The organism is Bradyrhizobium sp. USDA 3256 (genome assembly GCF_054058275.1).
This window is the reverse complement of record NZ_JBSSAE010000002.1, coordinates 704,936-727,757: the sequence shown is the minus strand read 5'-3', so window position 1 is coordinate 727,757 and position 22,822 is coordinate 704,936. Positions and strand designations below refer to the sequence as shown.

The following is a 22,822-nucleotide window of genomic DNA, read 5'->3' as shown; positions in this document are numbered from 1 at the left end:
ATGATCCTTGCGCAGCGCGAGCAGTTGACGCTGGCCAAGAGCGAGGTGACCGTCGGCCGGCTGGAGATCGAGCGACTGAAGCTGATGCTGGCCAAGGCACGGCGAGAGCAGTTCGGGCAATCTTCTGAGCGCGGCAAGCTGCTGGTCGAGCAGCTTGAACTCGCCATCGAGGATCTTGAAGCGACCCAGGCGGAGCAGGAGATCAAGGCCGAGCTTGCAGCGCCGGGAGCCGCCAAACAGCAGCGCGTGCGAAATCCACGGCCGCCGCGACCTCCGTTACCGGACAATCTTCCGATCGAACGCGTCGTCGAACCCGCTCCTTGCGTATGTGGCAAGTGCGGCAGCGAGCGACTGCACAAGCTCGGCGAGGTGGTATCGAAGACCCTGGAATGCGAGCCGCGGCGCTGGAAGATTATCGAGCATGTCCGCGAAAAGTTCTCCTGTCGAGATTGCGAGGCGATCACAGAGGCTCCGGCGCCCTTCCATCCGATCCCGCGAGGCTTTGCCGGGCCGAACCTGCTGGCGATGGTGCTGGTCAACAAGTTCCTGCTGCATCAGCCGTTGAACCGACAGAGCAAGACCTATGCCCGCGAAGGGATCGAGATCGACGTCTCGACCTTGGCGGATCGGGTCGGCGCCTGCGTGGTGGCACTCGATCCCATTATTGAGGCCATCCGGATCCACGTCATGAGCGCGGAACGCATCCACGCCGACGATACGACGGTGCCGGTACTGGCCAAGCTTAAGACGGTTACCGGCCGGATCTGGACCTATGTTCGCGATGACCGGCCGTTTGGCGGCACAGGTCCGCCGGCGGCCCTGTTCTACTACTCACGCAACCGGGCTGGAGAGCACCCGCAAAGCCATCTTGCCGGCTATGTGGGCCTGATGCAGGCCGACGCCTTTGATGGATATAACCAGCTCTACAAGGCGCAAAGGAAGCCAGCTCCGATCCTTGAAGCGGCCTGTTGGAGCCACGGTCGCAGAAAGTTCTTCGACCTGGCGAAATCTGGAGAGGCGCCGATTGCCAGCGAGGCCGTGCGGCGCATCGATATCCTGTTCGAGATCGAGCGCACTATCAACGGCAAAACGCCAGAACAGCGGCTTGCGGTACGTCGAGAGAAGTCCGTGCCGATCGTTGCTGATCTTGAGATCTGGATGCGCCAGCAGCGGACCTTGCTCTCCTCAAACAATGATACCGCAAAGGCGATCAACTACCTGCTTAACCGCTGGGCGGCGTTCACTCGCTTCTTGGACGATGGCCGCGTCTGCCTCTCGAACAATGCTGCCGAACGAGCGTTACGCGGTGTGGCTGTCGGGAGACGAAATTGGACCTTCGCCGGTTCAGATGCTGGCGGCAATCGTGCCGCCGCCGTCTATACCCTGATCGAGACCTGCAAGATGAACAACGTTGATCCGCAAGCCTGGCTCGCTGACATGCTGGCCAGGCTTCCAGATCACCCCGCCAACAGTGTCGCCGACCTACTCCCGTGGAATTGGAAGGCGACCCGACAGTCCAAAGCCGCTGCCGCCTGAGCGCCACGGCTGATCGGCGCGCCTGCCCGGGGTGCTGACCGGATGCGTACGACCGAGCGGCGAACCTGACCAGTTTAGTCGTCGGATCGAGAGCACATTAGTGGACGTGACGCTCAAGGTGCTTGTCTCCAGCGCCTCCTGATCGCTGTCAGACAAAGTGGATCAATTTTTATGGATCTGCCACGAGCGGAACTGGAGGATCGCTCTTCGTTACTGACTCGCATGAGCAACTTTAACCTGCCGCAGCGCCCTGGGGCAGGTTGGAGACAAAACGTTGAGTGGTTCGAAGCAAGTATATTTCCGAACGAATTGTGAGTGGTCCCGGCCGGCGGCCCCCGAGATTGGGCCACGTCAAAGCTTAAGCCCATTTTATCCGTCCCGGCGCTTACATTCAGTTCATCAAAGCTGCGCTTTCACGAACAACGGGCTTGCCTGATCAAGTGCCACATAGGCGATGTCTTCCAACGCTCTGATCTGCAGCCTTCGCCGGCACACTGCCGACATATGAGGCGGCCTTTTCAAGCAACATCAAAGAGATCGGCTCATTTTATTTCTGAGGCTCGTCAGCTTGTCGAAAGCTAATGCTTCCATAGTGGACGTGACGGAGACTGCTTCCTCCGCACGAACGAAGTTTGAAGTAGGAGAACCCCGATGCGCATTTCCAGCTCAAACGCCGCTGGGCATCTTGATTCTGACCTCCATGCGACTGGCGGCGGCAAAAAGGGATCTCGGGCCCCTGGCGAGCACGATGATCGTGGCCAATCGCCTAGTGCAGGAGTTCCCGTAAATGGCGGCACGTCTGGTCCAGACGCTGACCCGCAAGCCGCTGCTATGCAGCAAGCGTTCAACGTCGCTCTCGGCGCCGCCGCTATGCAATTTGTAAATAGTGAAATGGGTCGTTTCGACGACGCCATGGCCGAGACAGAGCAGGATTCCTGACCTCGCATGTTGCGGCGTCAGGAAAATCGGAGCCGCAAGGCGCGGCAATGTTCGAATAAACAGGAGAAAAAATATGGCTGATAAGGTTGGTGCTTCTCATAGCTCGACTGCGGGTGGCGCAGCTGGTACCGCTACTGCAGCCGCTGGTTCCGCCGCTGCTGAAGCTGCGGGAGAAGCGGCATTCAACAGGCAACTCGCCGCCCTGACCGCCAGCAGCACGAAGGCTGCTGAAAGGGATGTAGAACTTCGCGTCGTCTCGACAGAGCTTTCGACCGTCAAGAAGGCGGCCGACGAGCGGGTGCAGTAACGGATGAAGCAGGACGGCGTTATATCCTCCCGCTTTCGCCGGCCGCAATGATCTGTGAAGTCGCAACGGGCCGTACGGCTTTGCCGTACGGCCTCGTTCTTCGTTCAGGAGGCGACCGTGAATGAATCAGCTTCCCCGCTTTTCGAAGTGTTGTCGGGGTGTTATTCCGGGCTGACCGGCAAAGCGGGTGGCGGCTCGTGCTTAATTGGCAGCAGCCTCGATGCTGATTTGGTCTTCATCGAGCAAGGCCTCGAACCGCACCATCTTCGCGTCAGCTGGCATATCAGCTCGATCGAGATCGAGGTCCTTGCCGCGGACGTCGCGATCGAGGGCCGCGCCCCTATTTCGCCAAATGAGACCGTTGTTGTCCCTCTTCCTGCCGTCATCCATATGGGCGCGATGTCCATTCGCTGGTCGATCGAAGGCTCTCAACAAGCCGGCTCTACCGGCCGCTGGCATGTACCGATTACCGCACTCACCTTGGTCCTGATCAGCTCTGCCGCAGTTGGCACCGTCTCAACGGGCTTTGTCCGGTCCGAAGGCGTCGCACTGAGCACTTCGTCCCCCGCCACGGACATTGGCCCCAAAGTCGCGCTCGCCGCCCCTGATGCTCCGGCCACCGACGCAGCTGCTCAACGGCTGCAAGAGGAAGTTGATGCAGCGGGCCTACTCGGTATCAAAGTCGGTTCTGGGCCAGGCGTTGTGACCGCCGATGGCACCATTCCGCCTGCCTCGCTCGCTAAATGGCGGGAAGTCCAGCAGCGGTTCGATGTCCAAAGCAATGGTGCTTATACGCTCGTCAGCGCGGTCGCCATCAAGGAGGAGAAGACGCCCCCCGCGATTGCCGTCCAGGCAGTTTGGCGCGGAAACGACCCTTATCTGGTCATTGCTGGTCAAAAGTATTTCGTGGGCGCGCTCCTGAGCAATGGATGGACCGTAAAGGAGATCGAGGACGGACGTGTGCTGCTGACACGCAATGGCCAGCTAGCTGCTCTGTCCTATTAGAGTTTTAGCCCGCGGGCAACGAAGGAACGTTTCATGACTAGGCTGCCGCAGCGGTCCGTAGAGCCTGGCACCGCCTTTCAGGGAATCAACAACGAGCATCATGCATTTGTCATCGCCCCGGCCACACCTCACGCCAGCAGTCTCGGCATCGACAAGGTCCATGGAAATGGCGGCAATGGTCACACGTCAGTTGTCCAAGACCGCGAAACGCAGGAGCGTTTGGCTGCCAACACGATCGATAACGCGCTCGAACTCAAGTCAATCGATCCAATCTCGCGGATCAATCCCACCGATGCCACCGAACACGCTGGTAAGATCGAAACGAGTTCGGAACTCGCCTGGCTGACCGGCCCCAATCTCGCGGATAGCCTGCTCTCCTTCGTCACGCCCCGCCTGCGTCATTCTGTTGTGCGTCCAGAACAACACGGCCTTCTCCTCGAGCGGCTGGCCGATGCGCTGTCAGCCGCGCCAGAGGGCTCGGTGGCACGCGAAGGGGCCGCGCTTCTGCAGCTAGAGCTGCGGCGCTTAATCCTGCTCCGGCAGAATCACAACGGCTTGATCCAAGGCTAGCAATGTCAGATCCGCGCGCAGTGCAACACTTCACACCTGCCCAGTCGTCGAATGTTTCCAAAACCGATGGGGTGGTGCCGATCTCTGGGCCCGAGCGCGATTTGCTCTGCGCGCTTTCCTATGTCCACCTTGCGTGCGGGCAGAGCGCACACGGTCTGGCTCTTTTACGGCCCGTCGTTCACGAACATTCTCAAGACGTCGAGCTGCTTCGTATCCTCGCCTATGCTCTCATCTCAGAGCGTCTCGGCGAGAAAGCGCTATCGGTATTGGACAGGCTGGACGTGCTTGATGATCAGCCATCGTCTCGCCTGCCATTGCTGCTACTGCGCAGCCATGCTCTGCGTCAGGCTGGCCGCATGGTCGAGGCGCAGGCCACTTTCAAGCGCTATGTTTCATTGCGGGGCAGCACGGCTCCGGTCAAACAATAAGGCTTTGCATGGCCAGGCACCTACGAAATCTCGTCGCCCGCGCGCCGTCTCACCCGGATTTGATGGTCGCGTTGATGCTGCTTCTGGCGATCGGAATGATGATCATGCCGATCCCAATCGTGGTGCTCGATATGCTGATCGGCTTCAATCTGGGCTTTGCCATATTGCTGCTGATGGTCGCCCTTTATCTCAATACGCCGCTCGACTTTTCGTCGCTGCCGGGCGTCATCCTTATCTCCACCGTCTTTCGTCTAGCCCTTACCGTTGCAACGACGCGGCTGATACTCGCCGAAGGCGATGCCGGCAGCATCATCCATACGTTTGGCGATTTCGTCATATCGGGCAACATCGCCGTCGGAATTGTCATATTCCTCATCGTGACCATGGTGCAGTTCATGGTTCTCGCTAAGGGTGCCGAACGCGTCGCAGAGGTGTCGGCGCGCTTCACGCTCGACGCCCTGCCTGGCAAGCAGATGGCTATCGACGCGGAGCTGCGCAACGGCCACATGGATCAGCACGAAGCCCGCAACCGGCGTAGCGCGCTGGAGCGAGAAAGCCAACTTCACGGGGCCATGGACGGCGCTATGAAATTCGTGAAGGGCGACGCCATCGCCGGCCTCATCGTCATCTGCATCAACATGCTGGGCGGCATCGCGATCGGTTCGCTTTCGAAGGGCATGTCCCTTGAGGAGGCGATGCATCAATATACCATCCTGACTATAGGCGATGCGCTCATTTCGCAGATTCCGGCCTTGTTGCTTTCAATTACAGCCGCGACCATCGTCACTCGCGTCAACGGTCCCTCCAGGCTTAATCTTGGCGCCGATATCGTCAACCAGCTTACTGCCAGCACACAAGCGCTACGGCTGGCCGCCTGCGTCCTCGTTGTGATGGGGCTTGTTCCCGGCTTCCCCTTGCCACCCTTCGTCATTCTGGCCGCACTTTTCTGTGCGGCGAGCTTTCTCAAGGTTGGTACGCGGGATGGCAAAGCGGACATCAAGACAGGCGCCAGTTCGACCGGCTCGGCTCCCACTCCCGCACAGGGTCAGAAGCAAACCGTGCCTGCGGAAGCACTTCCGATCACGCTCCTGCTAGCACCGAACCTGACACAAGCGATCGACAAAGCAGACCTCGAGCAGGGCATTGGACGGGTTTCGGCACTGGTCTCATCTGATCTTGGCATCACAATTCCACGCATTCCAACCCAGGTCGACCAACAGTTGGCGGATTCGCAATTCAGGGTGGATGTCGAGGGAGTGCCCGTCGAAGCGGACAGCCTCAAGCCGACACAACTCTTGCTCAACGACGACGCCGTAAACATTGAATTGAGCGGAATTCCCTTTCGGCAGGAGCCAGACACGAACCGGATCTGGATCGAACAAGCTCATGCTACTGCTCTCAAAGCAGCCGGAATAGGATATCACCGTGCAAGCGATGTGATCGCTTTGCGGGTCCAGTCAACGTTGAGGCGCTATGCCCAACGCTTAGTGGGCATTCAGGAAACCCGTCAGCTGCTTGGCCGGATGGAGCAAGAATATGCTGATCTCGTGAAGGAGGTGCTACGCACGACGCCGATCCCCCGCATCGCGGACGTCCTGCGCCGTTTGCTGGATGAGGGCATCCCGATCCGCAACACTCGTTTAGTGCTGGAGGCGCTCGCAGAATGGAGCGAACGGGAGCAGAATGCCGTGCTGCTGACCGAATATGTCCGCTCCGGTCTGAAACGGCAGATCTGTCATCGCTATGCCAACGCCCATCGTGTTGTCGCTGCCTTTATCGTCGAGCGCCAAACCGAGGATATCGTGCGTGGTGCCGTGCGCGAAACCGCTGTCGGTCCCTATCTTGTTTTGGAGGATCGGCAAAGTGAGATGCTGCTTTCACAATTCCATCAGATCCATGCCGGCCTCGCGCGGAGTCAGAGCCAGCCAGTCATTCTTGGCTCGATGGATATCCGGCGTTTCGTCCGCGGCTTCCTCACCCGCAACGGGATCGATCTGCCAGTTCTCTCGTATCAGGATCTTGCCGCGGACTTCACGGTCCAGCCGATTGGCTCCGTCAAGCTTTCCGCGGGCAAGGACAAGACCCCCACAGGAGAGCATCGCGATCTTCTCCGTGCGGCCGGCTGACGAGTAAAGCTGTGGGCGTGAGATAACCATGAAATCACATGAAATTGACGTTCTGCGGTGCCGGCGCAGCTTTCGTCCGCACTCGTGCTCAGTCCTTCTCCCAATTCTCGCCGTTTTGCTGCTCGCAGGCTGCGCTAACCTAGATCACTCCGGCCTTTCATCACAGCAGACGCCCACAGCAGAGTTGGTTGGCGTTGCGGAGATCGATCCCGCTATGCGAGAGCCCATCGCTCACGCCCTCGTTCGGGACGCTGACGAGCAGCACTTGTGCGATGCGCTGAAGCAAAGACCGGACAACGCCGATACGGCGATTCCTGTTGCGCGGGCACTGCTGGCTCGTAAATGCCCGGGCGAGGCGATTGAGGTGCTTGATACCGTCTTGTTGGCGTCACCCGGCGACCTGCGCGCACTGAACGCCAAAGCCGTCGTCCTCGATCACCAAGGCCGCCACCAGGAGGCCCAAGCGCTGTACCGCCAAGCTCTCGCAGCCGAACCGGCAAATCCGATGTTGCGCAACAATCTCACGCTATCGCTCGCACTTGACGGCAAGACAGAACCAGAGAACGCCAGCCCCCGACCGCAGTGGGACGGCCGACAGGCATTGGCCCGATCGAGATAGACCAGCGACTAAGAGCGAACCACAGATGCTTGATGCTTGCCCGAACGTTGACTATTCGCCGCGATGCTCGAGCACCGCTTTCCTGGGAAGTGACGTCTTTGGTGGAATGGGAGTCGTCACAAGATCGCTGGCGAGATCAGGCAGCTATTCTTGATCTCGCCACCGGCGCTCAGGCAGCGGAGCACTGAAATCTGCCGATATAGGCTTGGACAGCCGGATGGCCTCGACCAAGGCGCTCAATAATGCACGTAGTCCATACTCGCTATGGGCACGTTATCTGCTCAGAAGGCAAAGTATGTTCGACTCGTGTCGGGCGCGCCATTAGACTCAGATCATTATGAGATTTTTGGCTGCCGAGCAATCCATCAGGTAAGCACGCGCGAACTCATAAAATGTCTCTCGAGCTCCGCAACTGCCCGTTCCTCCCACTCCGCGGCTTGCGCCAGCAATGAACACCCTTGGATTGGCCGAAATGCCGCGGTCTGACGGCACAGCGAAGCTATCGCGCGATAGCGGCGCACGTTTTCCATAACGGCCATTCCTGTCATGTCTGATCTCTCCACCTGCTGTTCGGGGCGAGAGCTTGGCGCAGAATTGTTTTCGATCCGTTAGCGGTCAGAGCAGAAAGCGCAAATGGTTGGCAAAACCTTGCTAGCCCGATGTCCTATGATGAGCTCCTCCCCGCGGGAAATCAAACCAGCCTTGTATATCAAGATGCTTCGGCACTTCGTCTAACTGTGCACTGTCGAGCGGGACGTGAAGGCGCGCTCAGGCACACTATGCCAGCCCGAAACGTCGGCGGGCCATCGTGGATGTCCGCACCGCGCTGCCTAGGCGTGTCGCGCCGGCGGCAGGAGAATTAGATTGCCTGCCTCCTACGGCCACACCGAAGCCGAGGACCACTTGATAAGTGCCACCCGCCGACGCGCAATCCTTGCCCGCACGTCGCTCGAGCGTGAGGCCGATCGCTGCAGCCGCTCACCTAGTTCGCAGATTTGGTCGTGCAGCTTCGTCCCGTAGCAAAACGTGTCCCCGACCGGAGACTGGTAATCAAAAGCATTCCTGGCTTGGCCGCTTGAGCATCGCGAACCTCTGTGCTGCGCCGTTCACGACACTTTACGCCGGGCCGAAATGTTTGTGGCGCAGGAACTAGCATCCCACCAAAATAAGGAGGTGACAGCACGTTTTGTTTGAACGAGGATCCTATGCGACTGCTCGAAAGATAGTTTTTAGCCAGAGCGATCGCACCGCTCGCGACCAGGGGACTCGGATGATCACGCCGGTTCGACGGAACTGGAGTCCAAAAGAATTATTCAATGGTCTTACGCCTACGATGTTCACCGCCGAACCATCGGCCGTACGCGCACGTTGGGATAAATTGTGGCCTGATCTGTACACGGAATATGACGCCCGGTACTTGAAGCAAGAATTGGCCATCCGAAATCTCGTCGTTACCGATGAAGCTGCGGCATTTCTCAACGCCTGGGCGATCGATGAAGAGCGCCACACCGATGGCTTCATCCGCATCATTGAACTTGTCGCTAATGATTCCGAAAAGGATCTTCGGGAGAGATTGGACGTTCGACCGCATGATTTTGGTCCGATCATTGAACACCTGAAGGACGAATTCTCCCTAATGGTTATGATCGCATTTGATGAGATGTGCACTTGCCGCGCCTACGCAGCAGAAAAGCCGTTTTATGACGGTCTTGGGAACAAGACGTTCCATCTTTGGCTGCGAGAGGTAATTGCCGACGAGGCGGTTCATTCGATGAATGCTGTTAACGTTATTCGCGCGCGCTATCGCGACCGCATTGGCCAAGTCGGCCCAATCCTCGATAACCTAATCCGCGCGAGCGATAATCTACGCTATTGCGGCACCTTCGTCCTGGATTACTTCGGCACAGTGTACTCAAAGGAGCTGCTCGCCAACTCTCGTCTCGCGACCATGAGAAATATTGCCAAGCCACTCACGGTGTAGAGCGAGACTGTAACAGCGAGCCGTACGAAACTTGATCAGCCGTCATATCGCGGCTCAATCCGTCCTTCCCTGTAGGTTGCCAGTTGGCGAACACTGTGCGCTTTCGTGCGCAATGTCGTGTTCACGACATGCCGGCTGTCGACCTTTGGCAAGAGCATGCACGTCGGTTCTGTTTTGCACCCGCTTGGCGCGCCGTTCGTTCGTGCGCGGGTTATCGGGCAATTGGCCCGCCCTTTGCTCCGTCGCTTGCTAACCGGTGTGCAGCTGTCGGCTTTGTCGGTCTGTCCGGCACGGAACGTGACTCTCGATGGATCGAAAGGCGATGTGATGAAGAACCGGCTTTCGGTCACCGCTGCGGCGCAAGATATCGCCACTAGCGCCATAGATTTGATGAGGCGCACCGCCCTGGCGGTCGAACACAGAACGGATGATAGCACAGATCGTAACCTATCCTTTCTTGCGGAGGGAGAGCATCTTTGCCCAGGACACGATCAGGTCGGATCGACCAGCTAGCTTCGCGCTTCAGAACGGCCTGCAGGTGGTGGTAATCCCGGATCATCGGATACCCGTTGTTACTCAGATGATCTGGTATAAGGTCGGCTCGGCGGACGAGCCGGCGGGCAAATCGGGGCTGGCGCATTTCCTCGAACACCTGATGTTCAAGGGCACCTCCAAACATCCGTCGGATGAGTTTTCCCAGACCGTATTGCGCGTCGGCGGCTACCGAAATGCCTTCACCGGGAAGGACTATACCAGCTATTACCAGCATGTGCCGCGCGAGCACCTCGGCAAGATGATGGAATTTGAAGCTGACTGCATGACTGGTCTCATTCTCAAAGACGAAAATGTGCTGTCCGAGCGCGACGTCGTGCTCGAGGAACTCAATATACGCGTCGCCAACGTTCCAGGTGCGCGGCTCTTCGAGCAAATGATGGCAGCGCTTTACCTCAACCATCCCTACGGCCGGCCTGTGATCGGTTGGCGGCAGGAGAATGAAAAGCTCGACCGCGAGGACGCGCTCGCCTTCTACAAGGGCTTCTACGCGCCGAACAATGCCATCCTGATCATCACGGGTGACGTCGAGGTCAGTGAGATCCGCCCGATGGTGCAGAAGAATTTTGGCGGCATCCCCCCGCAGCCATCGATCCCCGCGGACCGCCTGCGACCGCAGGAGCCGACGCCGGCCGCGCCGCGCACCGTGACGCTGGCCGATCCCCTCGTCGAGCAACCTGCCTTGCACCGCTGCTATCTCGCACCGTCGGCTCACACCGCGGACGCCGGGGACAGTGCAGCGCTCGAGGTGCTCGAGAAACTGATGGGCAGTGGCGTCAACTCATATCATTATCGCGCGCTGGTAAACGACAAGTAGCTCGCGGTCAGTGCCTCGGCGGGCTACCACGCTACCGCACTCGATCCCTCATAATTCTGATTTCCGTCACACCAAAACCTGGCGTCGAGTTCGGCCAGATTGAGCGCGCGACCGACGAGGAGATCGCCGACATTGCGCATCATCCCGCGAGTACCGAAGATCTCGAGCGGGTCAAGACCCGGCTGATCGCGCAAGCAATCTACGCCCAGGACAATCACGAAATGCTCGCGTTCTGGTATGGCCGCGGCCTGGCGACGGGACTTTGCATCGACGATATCCGAGGCTGGCCGGACGGCATCCGCGCCGTCGGCGCCCAGCAGGTGCAGGAGGCCACGCGGAAATGGCTCGACAAGAGACGCTCGGTGACCGGGTATCTCATCAAAGAGTCAGCGCCACAGCACCGGGAGAACCTGCAGTGACCTATTCTTGTGCACGACGTGAAGTTCACCTCGGCGGAGCGTCGCTCTCAATCGCGATGCTCGCCTCTCCACCTTCGCTTGCCGCCATTACGACCAAGGTCCAGCGTCTGGTCTCGTCTTGCGGTATAGAAGCCTGGTTCGTCCGAGATTCCACTGTCCCGTTGATCGCGATGGAATTCGCTTTCGGCGGCGGCGCGACCCAAGATCCCACCGACAAACCTGGGGTTGGCCACATGGTTGCTGGCCTCCTCAACGAAGGTTCCGGCGATCTCGACTTCAAGGCCTTTCATGAGCGACTCGACCGTCGTGCCATTGAGCTAAGCTTTGGATCGACCCACGATCACTTCTGTGGTGCCTTGCGCACCCTCGAGGACAACGGGGACGAGGCCTTCGACCTTTTACGGATGGCGCTAATCTCGCCCCGCTTCGACCCGACCGATGTCCAACGGATCCGTGCCAGCATGCTCGCGCGCCTTCGGCATTACTCGACAGATCCATCGTCGCTCGCCGATCGCAAGTTCCTCGAGGTCGCCTTTAACGATCATCCTTATGCTCGCCCAGCCGCAGGCTCGATCGAAAGCTTGCCGAAGATCAAGGTCGCGGATCTCAAGAGCCATGTCCGACGCGTGATCGCAAGAGATACGCTCAAGATCGCGGTGGTTGGCAACGTCGATCCAGAGGTTCTCTGCAAGCTTCTCGACAAGACCTTTGGCGACCTGCCCGCCAAGGCGGACGCGACGCCGGTACCCGACGTGGTCGCGGCAAAGCCGCCGCAGCGCGTGTTCATTCCGTTCGACGTGCCGCAGACAGTCGTGGCTTTCGGCGGTCCCGGCGTTCGCCGCAGCGAGCCCGATTTCATGGCCGCCTATGTCGTCAACCATATCCTCGGCGGTGCCGGTCTGAGGTCGCGGCTGTTCCGCGAAGTCCGCGAGAAGCGCGGGCTAGCCTATTTCGTACGCGAGCACCTGGTCTGGAGGGATCATTCGGCCATGTTTGTCGGCAAAAGCGGGACCCGAGCGATCGCGCCGGCGAGACGGTCGAACAGATCGAGAAGCAAGCCCGCCACATCGCCGAGGCAGGGCCCACCCAGCAGGAACTCGATGACGCAAAGTCTTGCCTGAAAGGCTCGCAGATGCTGGCGCTCAACTCATCATCAAAGCTTGCGCGAACACTGCTGCAGCATCAGCTTGACAAGCTCCCGATCGACTATTTCGAAAAGCACAACGCCGTCGTCGATTCCGTGACGTTGGAGGACGCCAAGAGGGTCGCGCAGCGGCTGTGGGGCCAGGGTCTACTCACGGTTATTGTCGGGCGCGCCCCGCTGGGCGCAGACCGGTCGTCCCCTGTCCCATCGGCCACGACGTCCCCGCCACACGTCGACCAGCTAAGCGCCACGCCATCACCCACCTTACCGAGAGAACCAAATTAGCTTTTGGGCAGCTCGGCGTCGTAGCCACAAGGCTCGCTCTCCATTTCTCCTTCCGATGGAGAACTGGCACTTGACTACCCCGGGGGATCCGGCTCAAACTCGCGGACCAACGGCTGGGCCACACAAATGACCGCTCGCCGATTGCCTTGTTGCTAATCTTTCACCTTCTGGCTCAAGCAGCGATCCGCGGCACCCTGAAGTCTTCACAGCGCTATAAATTGCTCCTTTTGGAGGATTCCGGGACGAAGAAGCAGGAGCTATGAGGTCGACGCTTCCCGTTTCCGATCCTTACTCGATCTGCTGAGGTAAACTCTGCCTTTAGGCGCCTTACAGTTGTGCTCAGCTAGTGCTACCGTCGAGGACTGGCGATATGTACCGTGGCGCCAGCGATGCACAGATCACCCGGTGCATGTCGTCTAGGGTACGCCGTGGAAGACTCCTCACGTCGGGCGCGCGCGAGACTGGCGCCCCTAGAGACACTCAAGCTGCTTCACACTCTTGCGCCAGCGTACGCTCCACGGCGACCGGATCACGATCGATAATCGTCAGATAGGCGCGCGGTCTGATCGGGAGCATATCGCCCTTGCTCCCAATCTCGCAGGCTGGCCAGCTTTACAGAGAAGCGCGGGGCACATTCCTCCTGCGTCAGTCCGACCTTCTTCCGAATTGCCTTCACATCGATCATTGTGCGGCATGGTCTGGGGCTAACGCAACCCGAGCCCGCGAAGCTCTTCGCGCTTACGACGCGTCAGGTCGCCGAGATCGAGCTCGGCGTAGCGAATCGGAACTCCGAAACACTGCAAAAAATCGGGCGCGCGTTTGGCTTCCAGCTCGAGTTCTGCAGATCGCGCAGACCATGGCTCGACTCTTTCATTGTCATCTTCGAACTGACTAGCCACGTCACCTGCTGAAGACGACGGCCGCCATGATTGTCGAGTTAGACGTTTGATGATCGACCAGGTCATCACAGCCGCGCAACCCGACGGGCGGAAAGCGCCTGCGCACCCGCGCGGCACCGCCTCGATCATGCTTCCACTAAGCCTACCATCTGACGTTACGTGAGATTCAAGTCATTTAATGCTGATCAATGATCAACAGAACTGTGCAGTTGATGGTGATCGCGATGGTCACCACCTGCGCACAGCGGCTCTTGACGAATTGCTCTTTCAGCTCTTCACGAACCTCACGTGAAGCACGACCACGGGCGATTAGCTACTGTTCTCGACTGCATCGCCGTTGCAATCAAAAAGCTCTGATGGCTCGACGTTGCCAAAACTCATCAGTTGCGCCGCTCCCGCATCGAAGATTCAATTGCCCCTTCTTTCTGCCATGTTCACACCCAAAGCAGAGACTCGCCGTTTGCGCACTTCGCGCACGGCAATAGCGAGTGTGTCTCAGGAGAATTCTATGGTGAAGCCAGTTGTGATTGTGGTGGGTGCAGACAAGGGAGGTGTCGGCAAGACGACCGTGTCACGAACGCTTCTGGACTACTTTAATGTCAATAACGTGCAAACACGCGCATTCGACACGGAGTCGCCGCGAGGAACGCTGAAGCGCTTCTATCCCGCAATCACGGAAATCGTCGATATGACGACGACTGCGGACCAGATGAAGATCTTCGATACCCTGAACTCAGGGCTGTCCGTCACTGTCATCGACGCTCGCGCCGGCTTACTATCCACAGCGTTGACCTCCTTGCGCGACATCGGCTTTTTGGATTCGGCGCGGTCCGGCCGGATCACCTTTGCCGTATTCCATATCCTGGGATCATCCATCGCTTCGCTGGACGAAATCGCCGAGACTGCGACCTTCATGGAAGGCGCAAAGTATTATCTGGTCAAGAACTTCATCAACGACACTCAGTTCTTCCAGTGGGACCAGTCGACCTACAATTCCTATTTTCATCGCATCAAGCATGCGACCGAATTGACCATACCGAAGCTCAACGAGATGGCCTATGAGCAGGTCGAAGTCGCTTCTGTCCCATTCGTAGACTTCGTTGCAAACAAGGGGCGGAACGATGAGCCGGCGAACAACTCCTTCGTGCTGCGCGGCTATGTACGGCACTGGTTGGCTAATGTCTGGAGCGAATTTGATCGAATCAACTTGACGGAATTGGCCGGCGCCAAGTCAGCGGCCCGGAGTGCCGAGAAGTAGTCGCATTATCAACGAACGACGGGTTGAGCCCAAGCACGACGCGAGATTGATCTGCTGGCTATGTTAGCGACACCCATCTACATCATCTGCTCTCCTAGCCCGCAGGTCGGCAAAACTCTCCTCGCTCGCCTCGTGAGCGAGTACTTGCTGCTGAAGAATGGCACGGCGCTCTCCTTCGATGTCAATCTGAAGGAGCCGTCATTGCTCGATTACCTCCCCAACATCACGGAGACCGCAGATGTGATCGATACTTATGGCAAGATGCAGCTGATGGACCCGCTGATCATTCACGATCGGGTAGCCAAGGTGATCGACCTCGGCTTCCACGCCTTCGATGAATTTTTCAAGATGTGCGAGGAGATCGGCTTTATGAAAGAGGCTGCGCGCTGCCGTGTCGCGCCTATCATCCTCTTCGTTGCGGGCGCTGACCGCATCTCCTTTCGTGGCTATGAAATGCTGCGGCGGCAGGTTCCTGCGGCGTCGCTGGTCACCGTCCACAATGAATTCGTGCTGTGCGGAGGATTGCCTGAAGCAATGGATACAGAGCGGGTGCTTCGAATTCCCGCGCTGCCCCTGTTTCTAAAGAGATATATAGACCGACTTAGCTTTTCCTTTACCGGATATCTGCGCAACGAGAAGGACTGGTCCTCCGAGCTGCATCAGTGGATCCGACGAAATTATACCATGTTTCGCGATCTGGAATCGAACGTAATGCTGCGGGGGCCTTATCGATCCCGGGCGACGAATATCGAGAGCCTACGGCGAACAAGGGTAACTTGAAGTTCCGACTCGCCATCTATTTCGATGGATAGCCGCGCGACGCTTCATCTCGCGACGGATGGAAGCGGTGACGCGGCGGACCTGGCCCGAGATCCAGACCCTGAGCCGATGCGGGTGGTTGTGACCATGGCGCCTCTTTGTCGCGTGGATGCGGCAAGGCTCCACGCGGGTGAGCTTCTCCATGTAGGCAATGACAAGGCCGAGCGTGTGCCCGTCGAAGAGATTGCCATGCAATGCTTTGGCAAGGAGCAGGAACTCTCTGCCCTTCGGAGACGTCAAGGGGTGCCGATACTGACCCTGCAGCCGAACTCGTAAGGAGCGCCGGCTTTGCCCTTGCCGTTGCGCTCGACCTCCGGCGCATGTAACGCTTAGATCTTGGACCGCGCTGATGCTGATCCTGGCTGCGCCCCCCCCCTCCCCCGCTGCGCTAAACCGGAGCAGTTGGCCGAAGCGAGCTTCCAGCATTGTATCGTCACCGATCTTGCGGCGGATATCACGAATGATCCGGCCAAGCCGTGTCCGAAGGAGCTTGGCTGGCACCGGGCGCGCTTGAACTGATGAGCGTGAGTATAGCGGTCGTCATGATGGCTGCGCGCTTAGCGAGGCGTAGATAGCTCTGGTGCAACAGCACACAAATGTGCTTGGCGCCACCCGCATGCGTCGTCGCGCGCTCTTGGCTGCTTGAGAACGACCGGACAACCTATCTAATCCTGATCGCTCATGCGGCACAAAGTATGCGGAAGACCCTCTGATTGCCTGGCTCCGCCTACCCAGATTGCCCCGCCGTCATGACACCCGCCGATAGGAAGCATCGGACTAGCGGGCCCTGGAATTGAATGCGGCTTCACAGCTGGAGGCCGCGCTCAGCAAGTACCTGGCGCATTAGCTCGCCCTTGATCTCGCTGGCGATCTCATTTGAGATCTCGGGTCCGAGCAACCGCTCGGCGTCCTCGTCGCCGATCAGGTGAAGACCCGCGAGCCGGTGATTCAGCCGGTGCTTGAACTCGTCCCCCATCGCTTCGTGGAGCCGGGTCTCCATCACGTTATGGGCTTCCGGTGCAATGCGCTTCACCACAATCTCCCAAGGCTCCCAGCGCGTCGCCAAATAGTTGGCGAATTCCGTCGCCTCCTTGTCCCGCACGATCGTTTCTGCCCTGTCGATATCAGCGTCAGTGACTTCCGAGACGTCGAAAAAGCGCATAGCTGGAGCGATGTGCTCCAGTCCCAAGCGCTCCCTCAGCTTCGTCTGATAGGCAAGGTAGACCTCGATATCGTCGACATCGCCGATGCGACCATCGGTTTGCAGCGATTTGACCTTCTCGCGGGCAATCCCCTCCAGCGCGTCCAGGCGGAACATGACCCGGCCTAGATCGATGAGAACGGCAAGGCGGCCGTCATTATCATAGACGCCATTCTTGACGTTCTCGATCATGCGTGCGTTTTGCATGGCGTTCCAGGTCAACGTGACCCGATCTTCGCACGTTTCACTGGCGTCAAGGGCCAGGTCGAAATACTGCTTGCGCAAGTTGCTGTTCGTCGTGGCCTGCCGCAGATCATTAACCACCGTCCGTCGGAACCCCTCATCGCTAGAGTTCACTGTTCTCGACAGCCGGTCGAGGAACCGCGCGTATTCCGGGGCCCCTCTTTCTTGTTCGAAGCGATGCCAGGTGGCCATTACCGATGGCTCGGCCTCGAGCCAGTCCGCAATAACCTCTTGCAGAGACCGCGGCTCGACTTCCACAGCTCCTTCGGCGGTCGAGAAAAAAAACTGCGGACCTGCATAGCCTGCGGCATGTACCGCTGTCGCCAGGCCGGCCTGCACCCAATCGGGGAGCGGGTTATTCTCCAGATCAACGCTCGAGTCACGGCTTAGCTGTGTCAGCAAGGTGTCGGGTACGCTGGTTAGCTGGTTGTTGCTGGCGCCGAGCCATAGCAGTTCGGGAGGCATCGTTTCGGGCAGACTGGTCAGCTCGTTATGGCTAGCGCTGAGCCATTCGAGCCCGGCCGGAAGAGGCTCGGGCAGAGCCGTCAACTGATTGTAATCGACGTTCAGGCGCTGGAGCCCACCTGGAAGCTCGGGCAGACTGGTCAGACGATTGCCGCTGGCGTCCAGTTCCTCAAGCGTCGCCGGAAGGCGATCAGGCAGACTGGCCAGCTGATTGTTATCGACGTTCAGGCGCCGCAACCCGGGCGGTAACTGTGCCGGCAGGTTGGTCAGCCCGTTGCTGATGACATATAGCCGTCGCAGGCCAGCTGGCAGCTCAGGCAGATTGGTCAGCCGATTATTGCTGGCATAGAGCCACCGGAGACCAGCCGGAAGGTCCGCGGGAAGGCTGTTCAGTTGATTGTCGTCGACGTTCAGGCGACGCAGCCCGGCCAGGATCGGTCCAGACAAGGCGGTCAGGGACAGCGACGACAGATCTAGGGCCTCATTGACGTCGCCCGTCTGCCGCCAATCCATCGTTCGACTTACCGCCTGTTGGCGATTCTCATGTTGCCCCTGCCCGTATTCGGCAGCCCAGCCCGCCAAGGTCTCGTGCTGTCGGCTGGATGCCTCACCGGCGAATGCCAACGCATCCGTCAGGGCTTCGCGCCACTGCGTTGTGGCCGGAGACCCCGGCTCGGAGGTTTCCGAATCGGAAGTTTCGGAAGGAGAGCCTGAGCCAAGTTGTTCTGTATTCATCGACGCCGTTTATTCCTGTCCAAATGAAGCGAATGCGTCCGGAGCCGCACGTTTAAGCCGTCAGACCTCACCATGGTTGTTGCGCTCATCGGCAGATGATACAAAGCTGGCGATCATCGCGCGGTCACGACCCACGACTGGCGCAAACGCCCTGCCGGTCTTTCGGCCGGTCCGCTGCAGGCGGACGCAGAGCGCCCGCACCAAGGCTTGGTGGTATCGCTTGATGATTGAATCCATCCAATCTGTTCCGCCAGATCTGAAGCCGGACCTGCCAGCCAACCAGCAAAGACCTTATGCTACGAGACCGAGCTGTCGATAAGCTGACGGGCTTCGGAGCGAGGAACAAGGGGCGGATGGCTAGCCATCGGCCTCTCTTGCCGGAATGCCTTCTCGGTTGAACGATTGATAGCTGCATCTGCAGATGCGATGGAAGTCCTTCGCCTCGAGCTCAATGTAGTAGATTCGCCCCGCGACCGATAAACTCGAGCACCGATTGCGACTCGTTGATCTCGCGTGAGACGCGCTTTAATATCCGAATTGCCACCTCTTCCGTAGCGATCAACCCTGCCCTCTCGCAGGCTAAACCGAAATGGTGCATCACCTGTTCGTAGGAAGGCGCAACACGATTCTGCAACAAGCTGATCGCCAACGATGAGAGCATCTGCTCGACGACAGCCTCCTCAGCCTGGATCAAGAACTACATCCTCCTGATTGTTTGCTCAATTCTGTGAACTGTAGACGCCGCCGACGGCATCACGAGGGCATCGCTGCGTGGGATTGTCGCATTGCGACGTCGCCGCATCATGTGCGTTGAACACCGCTAGGAAGAGATTTCTTTGGTCGATTACCTCGTTTGGTGGGACCACTTCTTGCCCGTACGAGGCTGGGTAGCTTCACTTTGTATGAGTTGCAGTTCCCCGATGATCTTCGCTATCGCCTCATGGCCCGTTGCGCCTTGCGGCCATCTGCTGAAGTCATCCAACAGACTCTCCGATTCCGACTTGGTAAAGTCAAAGAACCGGACACCGCGGCCAAGGACCTCCGTGACAATCGCGATCGTGGCTTGCCGAGCTGCGCTCTCCTGCGGCCATCTGTTAAAACCGATCAGCAAGCCCCTGAGGTCCTGGGCGGTGAAGTCTGAGAGCCCCGACTTGCGGCCGGCACGACGAAGGACTTCGCCCGCGAGCACCACGGTCACTTGACCACACTGCAGTTCCTCCGGCCAATTGCTGAAGCCGTTCACTAAGTTCGCGAGTCCCTGCTGAGAAAAGTCGCAGAGCTGAGTGGCACGGCGTAGAACCTCACGAGCGAGTGAAACCGCTGCTCGGCGAAACGCCGGCTCTTCCGGCCACTTGCTAAAACCATTCACCAGGTTTGCCAAGCCCTGCTGAGTAAGATCGGGGAGCTGATCAGCACGCCAAAGTACCTCCCCAGCGATCGCGACTGTAGCCTTACGGCAGGTCGCATCGTCAGGCCATTTGCAAAACCCGTTCACCAGATTCGCTAGTCCCTGCTGGCTATAATGAGGAAGTTGGTCAGCACGGCGCAGGAGCTCACTTGCGATCGCGACAGTGGCTTGACGAGAGACCGCCTCATCTGGCCATTTACTGAAGCCATTCACCAAATTTGCTAGATCCTGCTCGCTATACTCATGAAGCCGGGCGACCCGTTCAAGAACTTCGCTTGCGATCGCAATCGTGACTTGACCACAGGCCAGCTCTTCCGGCCACTTGCTGAAACCGTTCACCAGGATGGCCAATCCCTGCTGAGGAAACTCGCAGAGCGGGCCGGAACGATGCAGAATTTCAAGTGCAAGCGCGGCTGCGGCCTGGCGCGAGGCCGCTTCGTCCGGCCACTTGCTAAATCCGTTGACCAGGCTCACCAACCCTTGCTGTGTAAAGTCAGAGAGCTGGTGATGACGGCGCGCGCGCCGAATGACATCGCCCGCGATTGTAACGGCGGCTTGGCGAAACTCTTTCTCTTCCGGCCATTTGCTGAAGCCGTTTACCAGCGCCGCCAGGCTCAGATTGTTCAATTCTTGAAGCGGCCTGCTTTCCTCACGACAAAACTTAGCTATTCTGATCGCCCCTTTGCGACATTCCGCTCTATTGGAGTGCCGACCGAATGATGCTGCAAAAATAGAAAGAGCTCTTATTCCAATTTTCCCAATCAACCCATGGTCAAGCAACGACACGCGAGACGCTATTCTCTCGCAAGCGTCCCGGCCCGCCTGACCTCCGGCCTTTCGGCTCACCGCATTGCATGTCGTGGCATAGCCCCACGATCTCCCGGCACGGATGCTTTCCTCGAAACCCGGCAGGAATCTAGATTGAAACTCAATGGCTGCCTTTTGCAGAAAAACCGGATGGTCCGTCTTGCGCAGCTGTTTGTCCCGAGCAACCACCACGGTTGAGAATTCAACGATGTCGCGAGCACGATCGATCTCGCTTAGCGCCGTCGTCAGATTGGCTTGAGCAGACATGGGACCTTTCGATCTTTCGCCGCAGCACCTTGTGCGGCTACCAGCTCAATGCGACCGGTCACCGCTCCCGGCTGAATATTAACCGCCTTGCAGTTGAAGCACCTGCTTGCGAGAGCCGGGCTGCTCACTTGGCGAGCCCTCGCTGCACAGCAAGAAATGCGATTGTAGAATTTGTCAGCGACATTCTACTGCGCGCATCATTCCATTACCTCATGATACATCACGATTCCAGCCGTAGCAGGGCGATTGACAACGCCCAGCACGGCATCGCCCGCGCCGATGGATGCCAATTGTTTTCTTGCCAATGGCCCGCAAGCGACAACATCGGCAATTAGGAAGCCACCTCTGCCCGAACATATTGAACTGCTTGTCTTTACGAGACTACAACCTGACGCGGCGTGGGGTTCAAGCTATTAAATGGGTATCGTGGCGTGGACCTTGCACAGACGACAATCAAGGTGACGATCGCAGCCCTTATTCAGTTCGACACGACTTCGAATGACATTTACCCCCTGAGGTCCCAAGCCCCCTCCTGCGCCTCATTCGATCGAGTCGCACGCGCAGGATCTCGCGGTAAGCTCGTCTTATCTTGCCGCCTAGCCATTTCCATGATGCTGGTGAGCGCGACAACCCTAATCGTAGACATGCCCATTGAGAAACGATTGCGATTGTCCGGCGCAAGCGCGACACTGATCACCGCCGGGGACGGCGAGCGCAATGAAGCCGCGACGGTCGTACCCACGCTGCTGGAGTCAACATCGCTACGTTCCCCCTCGTAAACTACTGCTGTGAGTTCGACGCCGATCAACCCTGTGGAGGGCAGGAATTACGCAACTCACACGATCGTAGCGCCGAAAAACCGCGGTGATCCGCAGCAAATTACGGTCGCACGCCCAGCGTAAGGTGATATGTGTTGATGACAGTCTTGAATACATTGAACCGCTTGCCACATCCGCCAGGCAATGGCGACGAATGGCGTGTTATCACGCGTAACTCTATCGGCATGAATGCGGATGGAGCGTCTCAGTGCTGACGCGTACGCGTTGGTTCTACTTCCAATGTCCAAGTAAACTTGCATCTGTGATGACTTCGATTGATGATAAGTTAAGTGAAATCAGATGGGTGCGAAACGAGATCTGGCGCTGTCGTAGGTTGCTTAAGACGGAATTGCCTCGCGAGGAGAGTGCGGCCGTTGAGAAGCGCCTCCTTGAACAGCTTTCCGCCTTCGAACGGCTCTTGACGACCGCATTTCCTCTGGTCTTGAGTTCTGGAGTGAAATCGTCCGAAAGCAATCCGATCGGTTTAAGTGAATCCACCGAAGCGCTTGTTGAGAACGCCTCAACGGCATCAACCGGCTCCGTCGGGAGCTCGATCGGCGGCTAATGCGAGCGGCTTCTCGTGGCTGCGCGGTCAATCATCAGGGGGCCTGCTTAAGAAGCGCTTCTGCTCCGGTGTCTCAGTCTCGATGCAGGACCGGAACGTTGTTGACACCTCGTTTTCTTGATCCGCTCTTTCTCTCCGCCGCGGTTGGCATCACCCGGCGACATTCGACACGCAACCCCTTGAAATTGTCTCTAAGACAGAACATGGCCGCGTCCACGTCGCTACGCCCTGTAAATCGGTCACAGAAGCGCATCACGTCTGGTCTGCAAGACGTCAAGATCTCTTCTGATCTTCGTTCTCGCGCGCGAGCGAATCCTGTGGCTGCGATCGCAATCGCAACAAGGGCGGTTACATGGCAAAGCGCAGGGTAAGTCCAACCCGTCCGTCGCTTTTGCCTCAACAAACCTCTCTTAAGCTGCATACCCTTCACTATTGTTTTTTGCCCTTGCGAGTATCGTCTGCCTAGCAAAGCAGGTCGCCGCATTGGCAGGAGCGGACTTGGTGTCGTTGTTGCGGGACATCCGAATCATCGTTGCATCGCGCGCCAGGCATTGCGGTCAAGATCAAAGCACAGCACAGCACAGCACAGGATGGCTGCATTCCAGCGCA

17 protein-coding genes and 3 pseudogenes are annotated in these 22,822 nt (G+C 58.3%); 13 read left to right on the top strand and 7 right to left on the bottom strand.

Annotation, left to right across the window (positions count from 1 at the left end):
• The 7 genes from tnpC to ACVWY5_RS05075 all read left to right on the top strand — a co-directional run bounded on the left by tnpC (position 1) and on the right by ACVWY5_RS05075 (position 7,530).
• Complete coding sequence (gene tnpC, locus ACVWY5_RS05105; RefSeq protein WP_431017467.1) at positions 1-1,536, top strand: IS66 family transposase; 1,536 nt, start codon at positions 1-3, stop codon at positions 1,534-1,536.
• Between the two features lie 1,012 nt (positions 1,537-2,548).
• Positions 2,549-2,782: a hypothetical protein gene (locus ACVWY5_RS05100; RefSeq protein ID WP_028352434.1), complete on the top strand. Its 234-nt coding sequence runs from the start codon at positions 2,549-2,551 to the stop codon at positions 2,780-2,782.
• A gap of 117 nt (positions 2,783-2,899) precedes the next feature.
• Positions 2,900-3,787 carry a SctD/MshK family protein gene (locus ACVWY5_RS05095; protein ID WP_028336683.1) on the top strand — a complete coding sequence of 296 codons (888 nt, stop codon included), beginning with the start codon at positions 2,900-2,902 and terminating at the stop codon, positions 3,785-3,787.
• A gap of 33 nt (positions 3,788-3,820) precedes the next feature.
• The gene (locus ACVWY5_RS05090) at positions 3,821-4,357 is read left to right on the top strand and encodes a hypothetical protein (protein ID WP_028336684.1); all 537 of its coding nucleotides are present in this window, start codon (positions 3,821-3,823) and stop codon (positions 4,355-4,357) included.
• Between the two features lie 2 nt (positions 4,358-4,359).
• Entirely contained in the window at positions 4,360-4,785 is a 426-nt protein-coding gene (locus tag ACVWY5_RS05085) for a hypothetical protein (protein WP_028336685.1), read from the top strand.
• Positions 4,786-4,793: 8 nt separating this feature from the next.
• On the top strand, positions 4,794-6,911 hold the full coding sequence (gene sctV / locus ACVWY5_RS05080) for a type III secretion system export apparatus subunit SctV (RefSeq protein WP_028336686.1): 2,118 nt from the start codon (positions 4,794-4,796) through the stop codon (positions 6,909-6,911).
• Positions 6,912-6,939: 28 nt separating this feature from the next.
• Positions 6,940-7,530, top strand: coding sequence for a hypothetical protein (locus ACVWY5_RS05075; RefSeq protein WP_028336687.1), 591 nt, complete (start codon positions 6,940-6,942; stop codon positions 7,528-7,530).
• Positions 7,531-7,895: 365 nt separating this feature from the next.
• Here the strand turns inward: ACVWY5_RS05075 and ACVWY5_RS05070 are convergent, their stop codons facing one another.
• Entirely contained in the window at positions 7,896-8,078 is a 183-nt protein-coding gene (locus tag ACVWY5_RS05070) for a hypothetical protein (RefSeq protein WP_080667211.1), read from the bottom strand.
• Between the two features lie 722 nt (positions 8,079-8,800).
• On the opposite strand from ACVWY5_RS05070, the gene ACVWY5_RS05065 reads away from it, so the two are divergent.
• The 3 genes and pseudogenes from ACVWY5_RS05065 (at position 8,801) to ACVWY5_RS05055 (ending at position 12,728) form a co-directional block, all read left to right on the top strand.
• Positions 8,801-9,511, top strand: a complete 711-nt coding sequence (locus tag ACVWY5_RS05065) for a hypothetical protein (protein WP_321177293.1) — start codon at positions 8,801-8,803, stop codon at positions 9,509-9,511.
• Positions 9,512-9,938: 427 nt separating this feature from the next.
• Positions 9,939-11,299: pseudogene (locus ACVWY5_RS05060) on the top strand (M16 family metallopeptidase).
• Positions 11,300-11,355: 56 nt separating this feature from the next.
• A pseudogene (locus tag ACVWY5_RS05055) lies at positions 11,356-12,728 on the top strand (M16 family metallopeptidase).
• Positions 12,729-13,257: 529 nt separating this feature from the next.
• On the opposite strand, the gene ACVWY5_RS05050 reads toward ACVWY5_RS05055, so the two are convergent.
• Positions 13,258-13,413: a helix-turn-helix domain-containing protein gene (locus tag ACVWY5_RS05050; protein ID WP_152977411.1), complete on the bottom strand. Its 156-nt coding sequence runs from the start codon at positions 13,411-13,413 to the stop codon at positions 13,258-13,260.
• Positions 13,414-13,432: 19 nt separating this feature from the next.
• A complete protein-coding gene (locus ACVWY5_RS05045; RefSeq protein ID WP_321177294.1) occupies positions 13,433-13,693 on the bottom strand; it encodes a hypothetical protein in 261 nt (86 codons plus the stop codon).
• A 442-nt stretch (positions 13,694-14,135) separates the two neighbouring features.
• Between ACVWY5_RS05045 and ACVWY5_RS05040 the strand changes: the two genes are divergently transcribed.
• Positions 14,136-14,885: a P-loop NTPase family protein gene (locus ACVWY5_RS05040; protein ID WP_028336689.1), complete on the top strand. Its 750-nt coding sequence runs from the start codon at positions 14,136-14,138 to the stop codon at positions 14,883-14,885.
• 60 nt (positions 14,886-14,945) lie between these two features.
• Positions 14,946-15,665, top strand: a complete 720-nt coding sequence (locus tag ACVWY5_RS05035) for a hypothetical protein (RefSeq protein ID WP_028336690.1) — start codon at positions 14,946-14,948, stop codon at positions 15,663-15,665.
• A gap of 27 nt (positions 15,666-15,692) precedes the next feature.
• On the opposite strand, the pseudogene ACVWY5_RS05030 reads toward ACVWY5_RS05035, so the two are convergent.
• The 4 genes and pseudogenes from ACVWY5_RS05030 to ACVWY5_RS05015 all read right to left on the bottom strand — a co-directional run.
• A pseudogene (locus ACVWY5_RS05030) lies at positions 15,693-16,311 on the bottom strand (IS5/IS1182 family transposase); the annotation flags it as partial.
• 198 nt (positions 16,312-16,509) lie between these two features.
• Positions 16,510-18,348, bottom strand: a complete 1,839-nt coding sequence (locus ACVWY5_RS05025; protein WP_028336692.1) for an NEL-type E3 ubiquitin ligase domain-containing protein — start codon at positions 18,346-18,348, stop codon at positions 16,510-16,512.
• A 448-nt stretch (positions 18,349-18,796) separates the two neighbouring features.
• Entirely contained in the window at positions 18,797-19,042 is a 246-nt protein-coding gene (locus tag ACVWY5_RS05020) for a hypothetical protein (protein ID WP_028336693.1), read from the bottom strand.
• 150 nt (positions 19,043-19,192) lie between these two features.
• Positions 19,193-20,830 (bottom strand): hypothetical protein, encoded by a 1,638-nt coding sequence (locus ACVWY5_RS05015; RefSeq protein ID WP_051376291.1) that lies wholly within the window; start codon positions 20,828-20,830, stop codon positions 19,193-19,195.
• A gap of 1,026 nt (positions 20,831-21,856) precedes the next feature.
• Here ACVWY5_RS05015 and ACVWY5_RS05010 point away from each other — a divergent pair.
• Positions 21,857-22,213, top strand: coding sequence for a hypothetical protein (locus ACVWY5_RS05010; protein ID WP_321177295.1), 357 nt, complete (start codon positions 21,857-21,859; stop codon positions 22,211-22,213).
• The last annotated feature ends 609 nt before the right edge of the window (positions 22,214-22,822 follow it).

Bases quoted from the DNA above. Each gene is read 5' to 3' on its own strand.
- tnpC (WP_431017467.1), top strand. From the start codon at position 1: ATGATCCTTGCGCAGCGCGAGCAGTTGACGCTGGCCAAGAGCGAGGTG.
- ACVWY5_RS05100 (WP_028352434.1), top strand. From the start codon at position 2,549: ATGGCTGATAAGGTTGGTGCTTCTCATAGCTCGACTGCGGGTGGCGCA.
- ACVWY5_RS05090 (WP_028336684.1), top strand. From the start codon at position 3,821: ATGACTAGGCTGCCGCAGCGGTCCGTAGAGCCTGGCACCGCCTTTCAG.
- ACVWY5_RS05085 (WP_028336685.1), top strand. From the start codon at position 4,360: ATGTCAGATCCGCGCGCAGTGCAACACTTCACACCTGCCCAGTCGTCG.
- sctV (WP_028336686.1), top strand. From the start codon at position 4,794: ATGGCCAGGCACCTACGAAATCTCGTCGCCCGCGCGCCGTCTCACCCG.
- ACVWY5_RS05075 (WP_028336687.1), top strand. From the start codon at position 6,940: ATGAAATCACATGAAATTGACGTTCTGCGGTGCCGGCGCAGCTTTCGT.
- ACVWY5_RS05070 (WP_080667211.1), bottom strand. From the start codon at position 8,078: ATGACAGGAATGGCCGTTATGGAAAACGTGCGCCGCTATCGCGCGATA.
- ACVWY5_RS05065 (WP_321177293.1), top strand. From the start codon at position 8,801: ATGATCACGCCGGTTCGACGGAACTGGAGTCCAAAAGAATTATTCAAT.
- ACVWY5_RS05050 (WP_152977411.1), bottom strand. From the start codon at position 13,413: ATGATCGATGTGAAGGCAATTCGGAAGAAGGTCGGACTGACGCAGGAG.
- ACVWY5_RS05045 (WP_321177294.1), bottom strand. From the start codon at position 13,693: ATGACCTGGTCGATCATCAAACGTCTAACTCGACAATCATGGCGGCCG.
- ACVWY5_RS05040 (WP_028336689.1), top strand. From the start codon at position 14,136: ATGGTGAAGCCAGTTGTGATTGTGGTGGGTGCAGACAAGGGAGGTGTC.
- ACVWY5_RS05035 (WP_028336690.1), top strand. From the start codon at position 14,946: ATGTTAGCGACACCCATCTACATCATCTGCTCTCCTAGCCCGCAGGTC.
- ACVWY5_RS05025 (WP_028336692.1), bottom strand. From the start codon at position 18,348: ATGAATACAGAACAACTTGGCTCAGGCTCTCCTTCCGAAACTTCCGAT.
- ACVWY5_RS05015 (WP_051376291.1), bottom strand. From the start codon at position 20,830: ATGTCTGCTCAAGCCAATCTGACGACGGCGCTAAGCGAGATCGATCGT.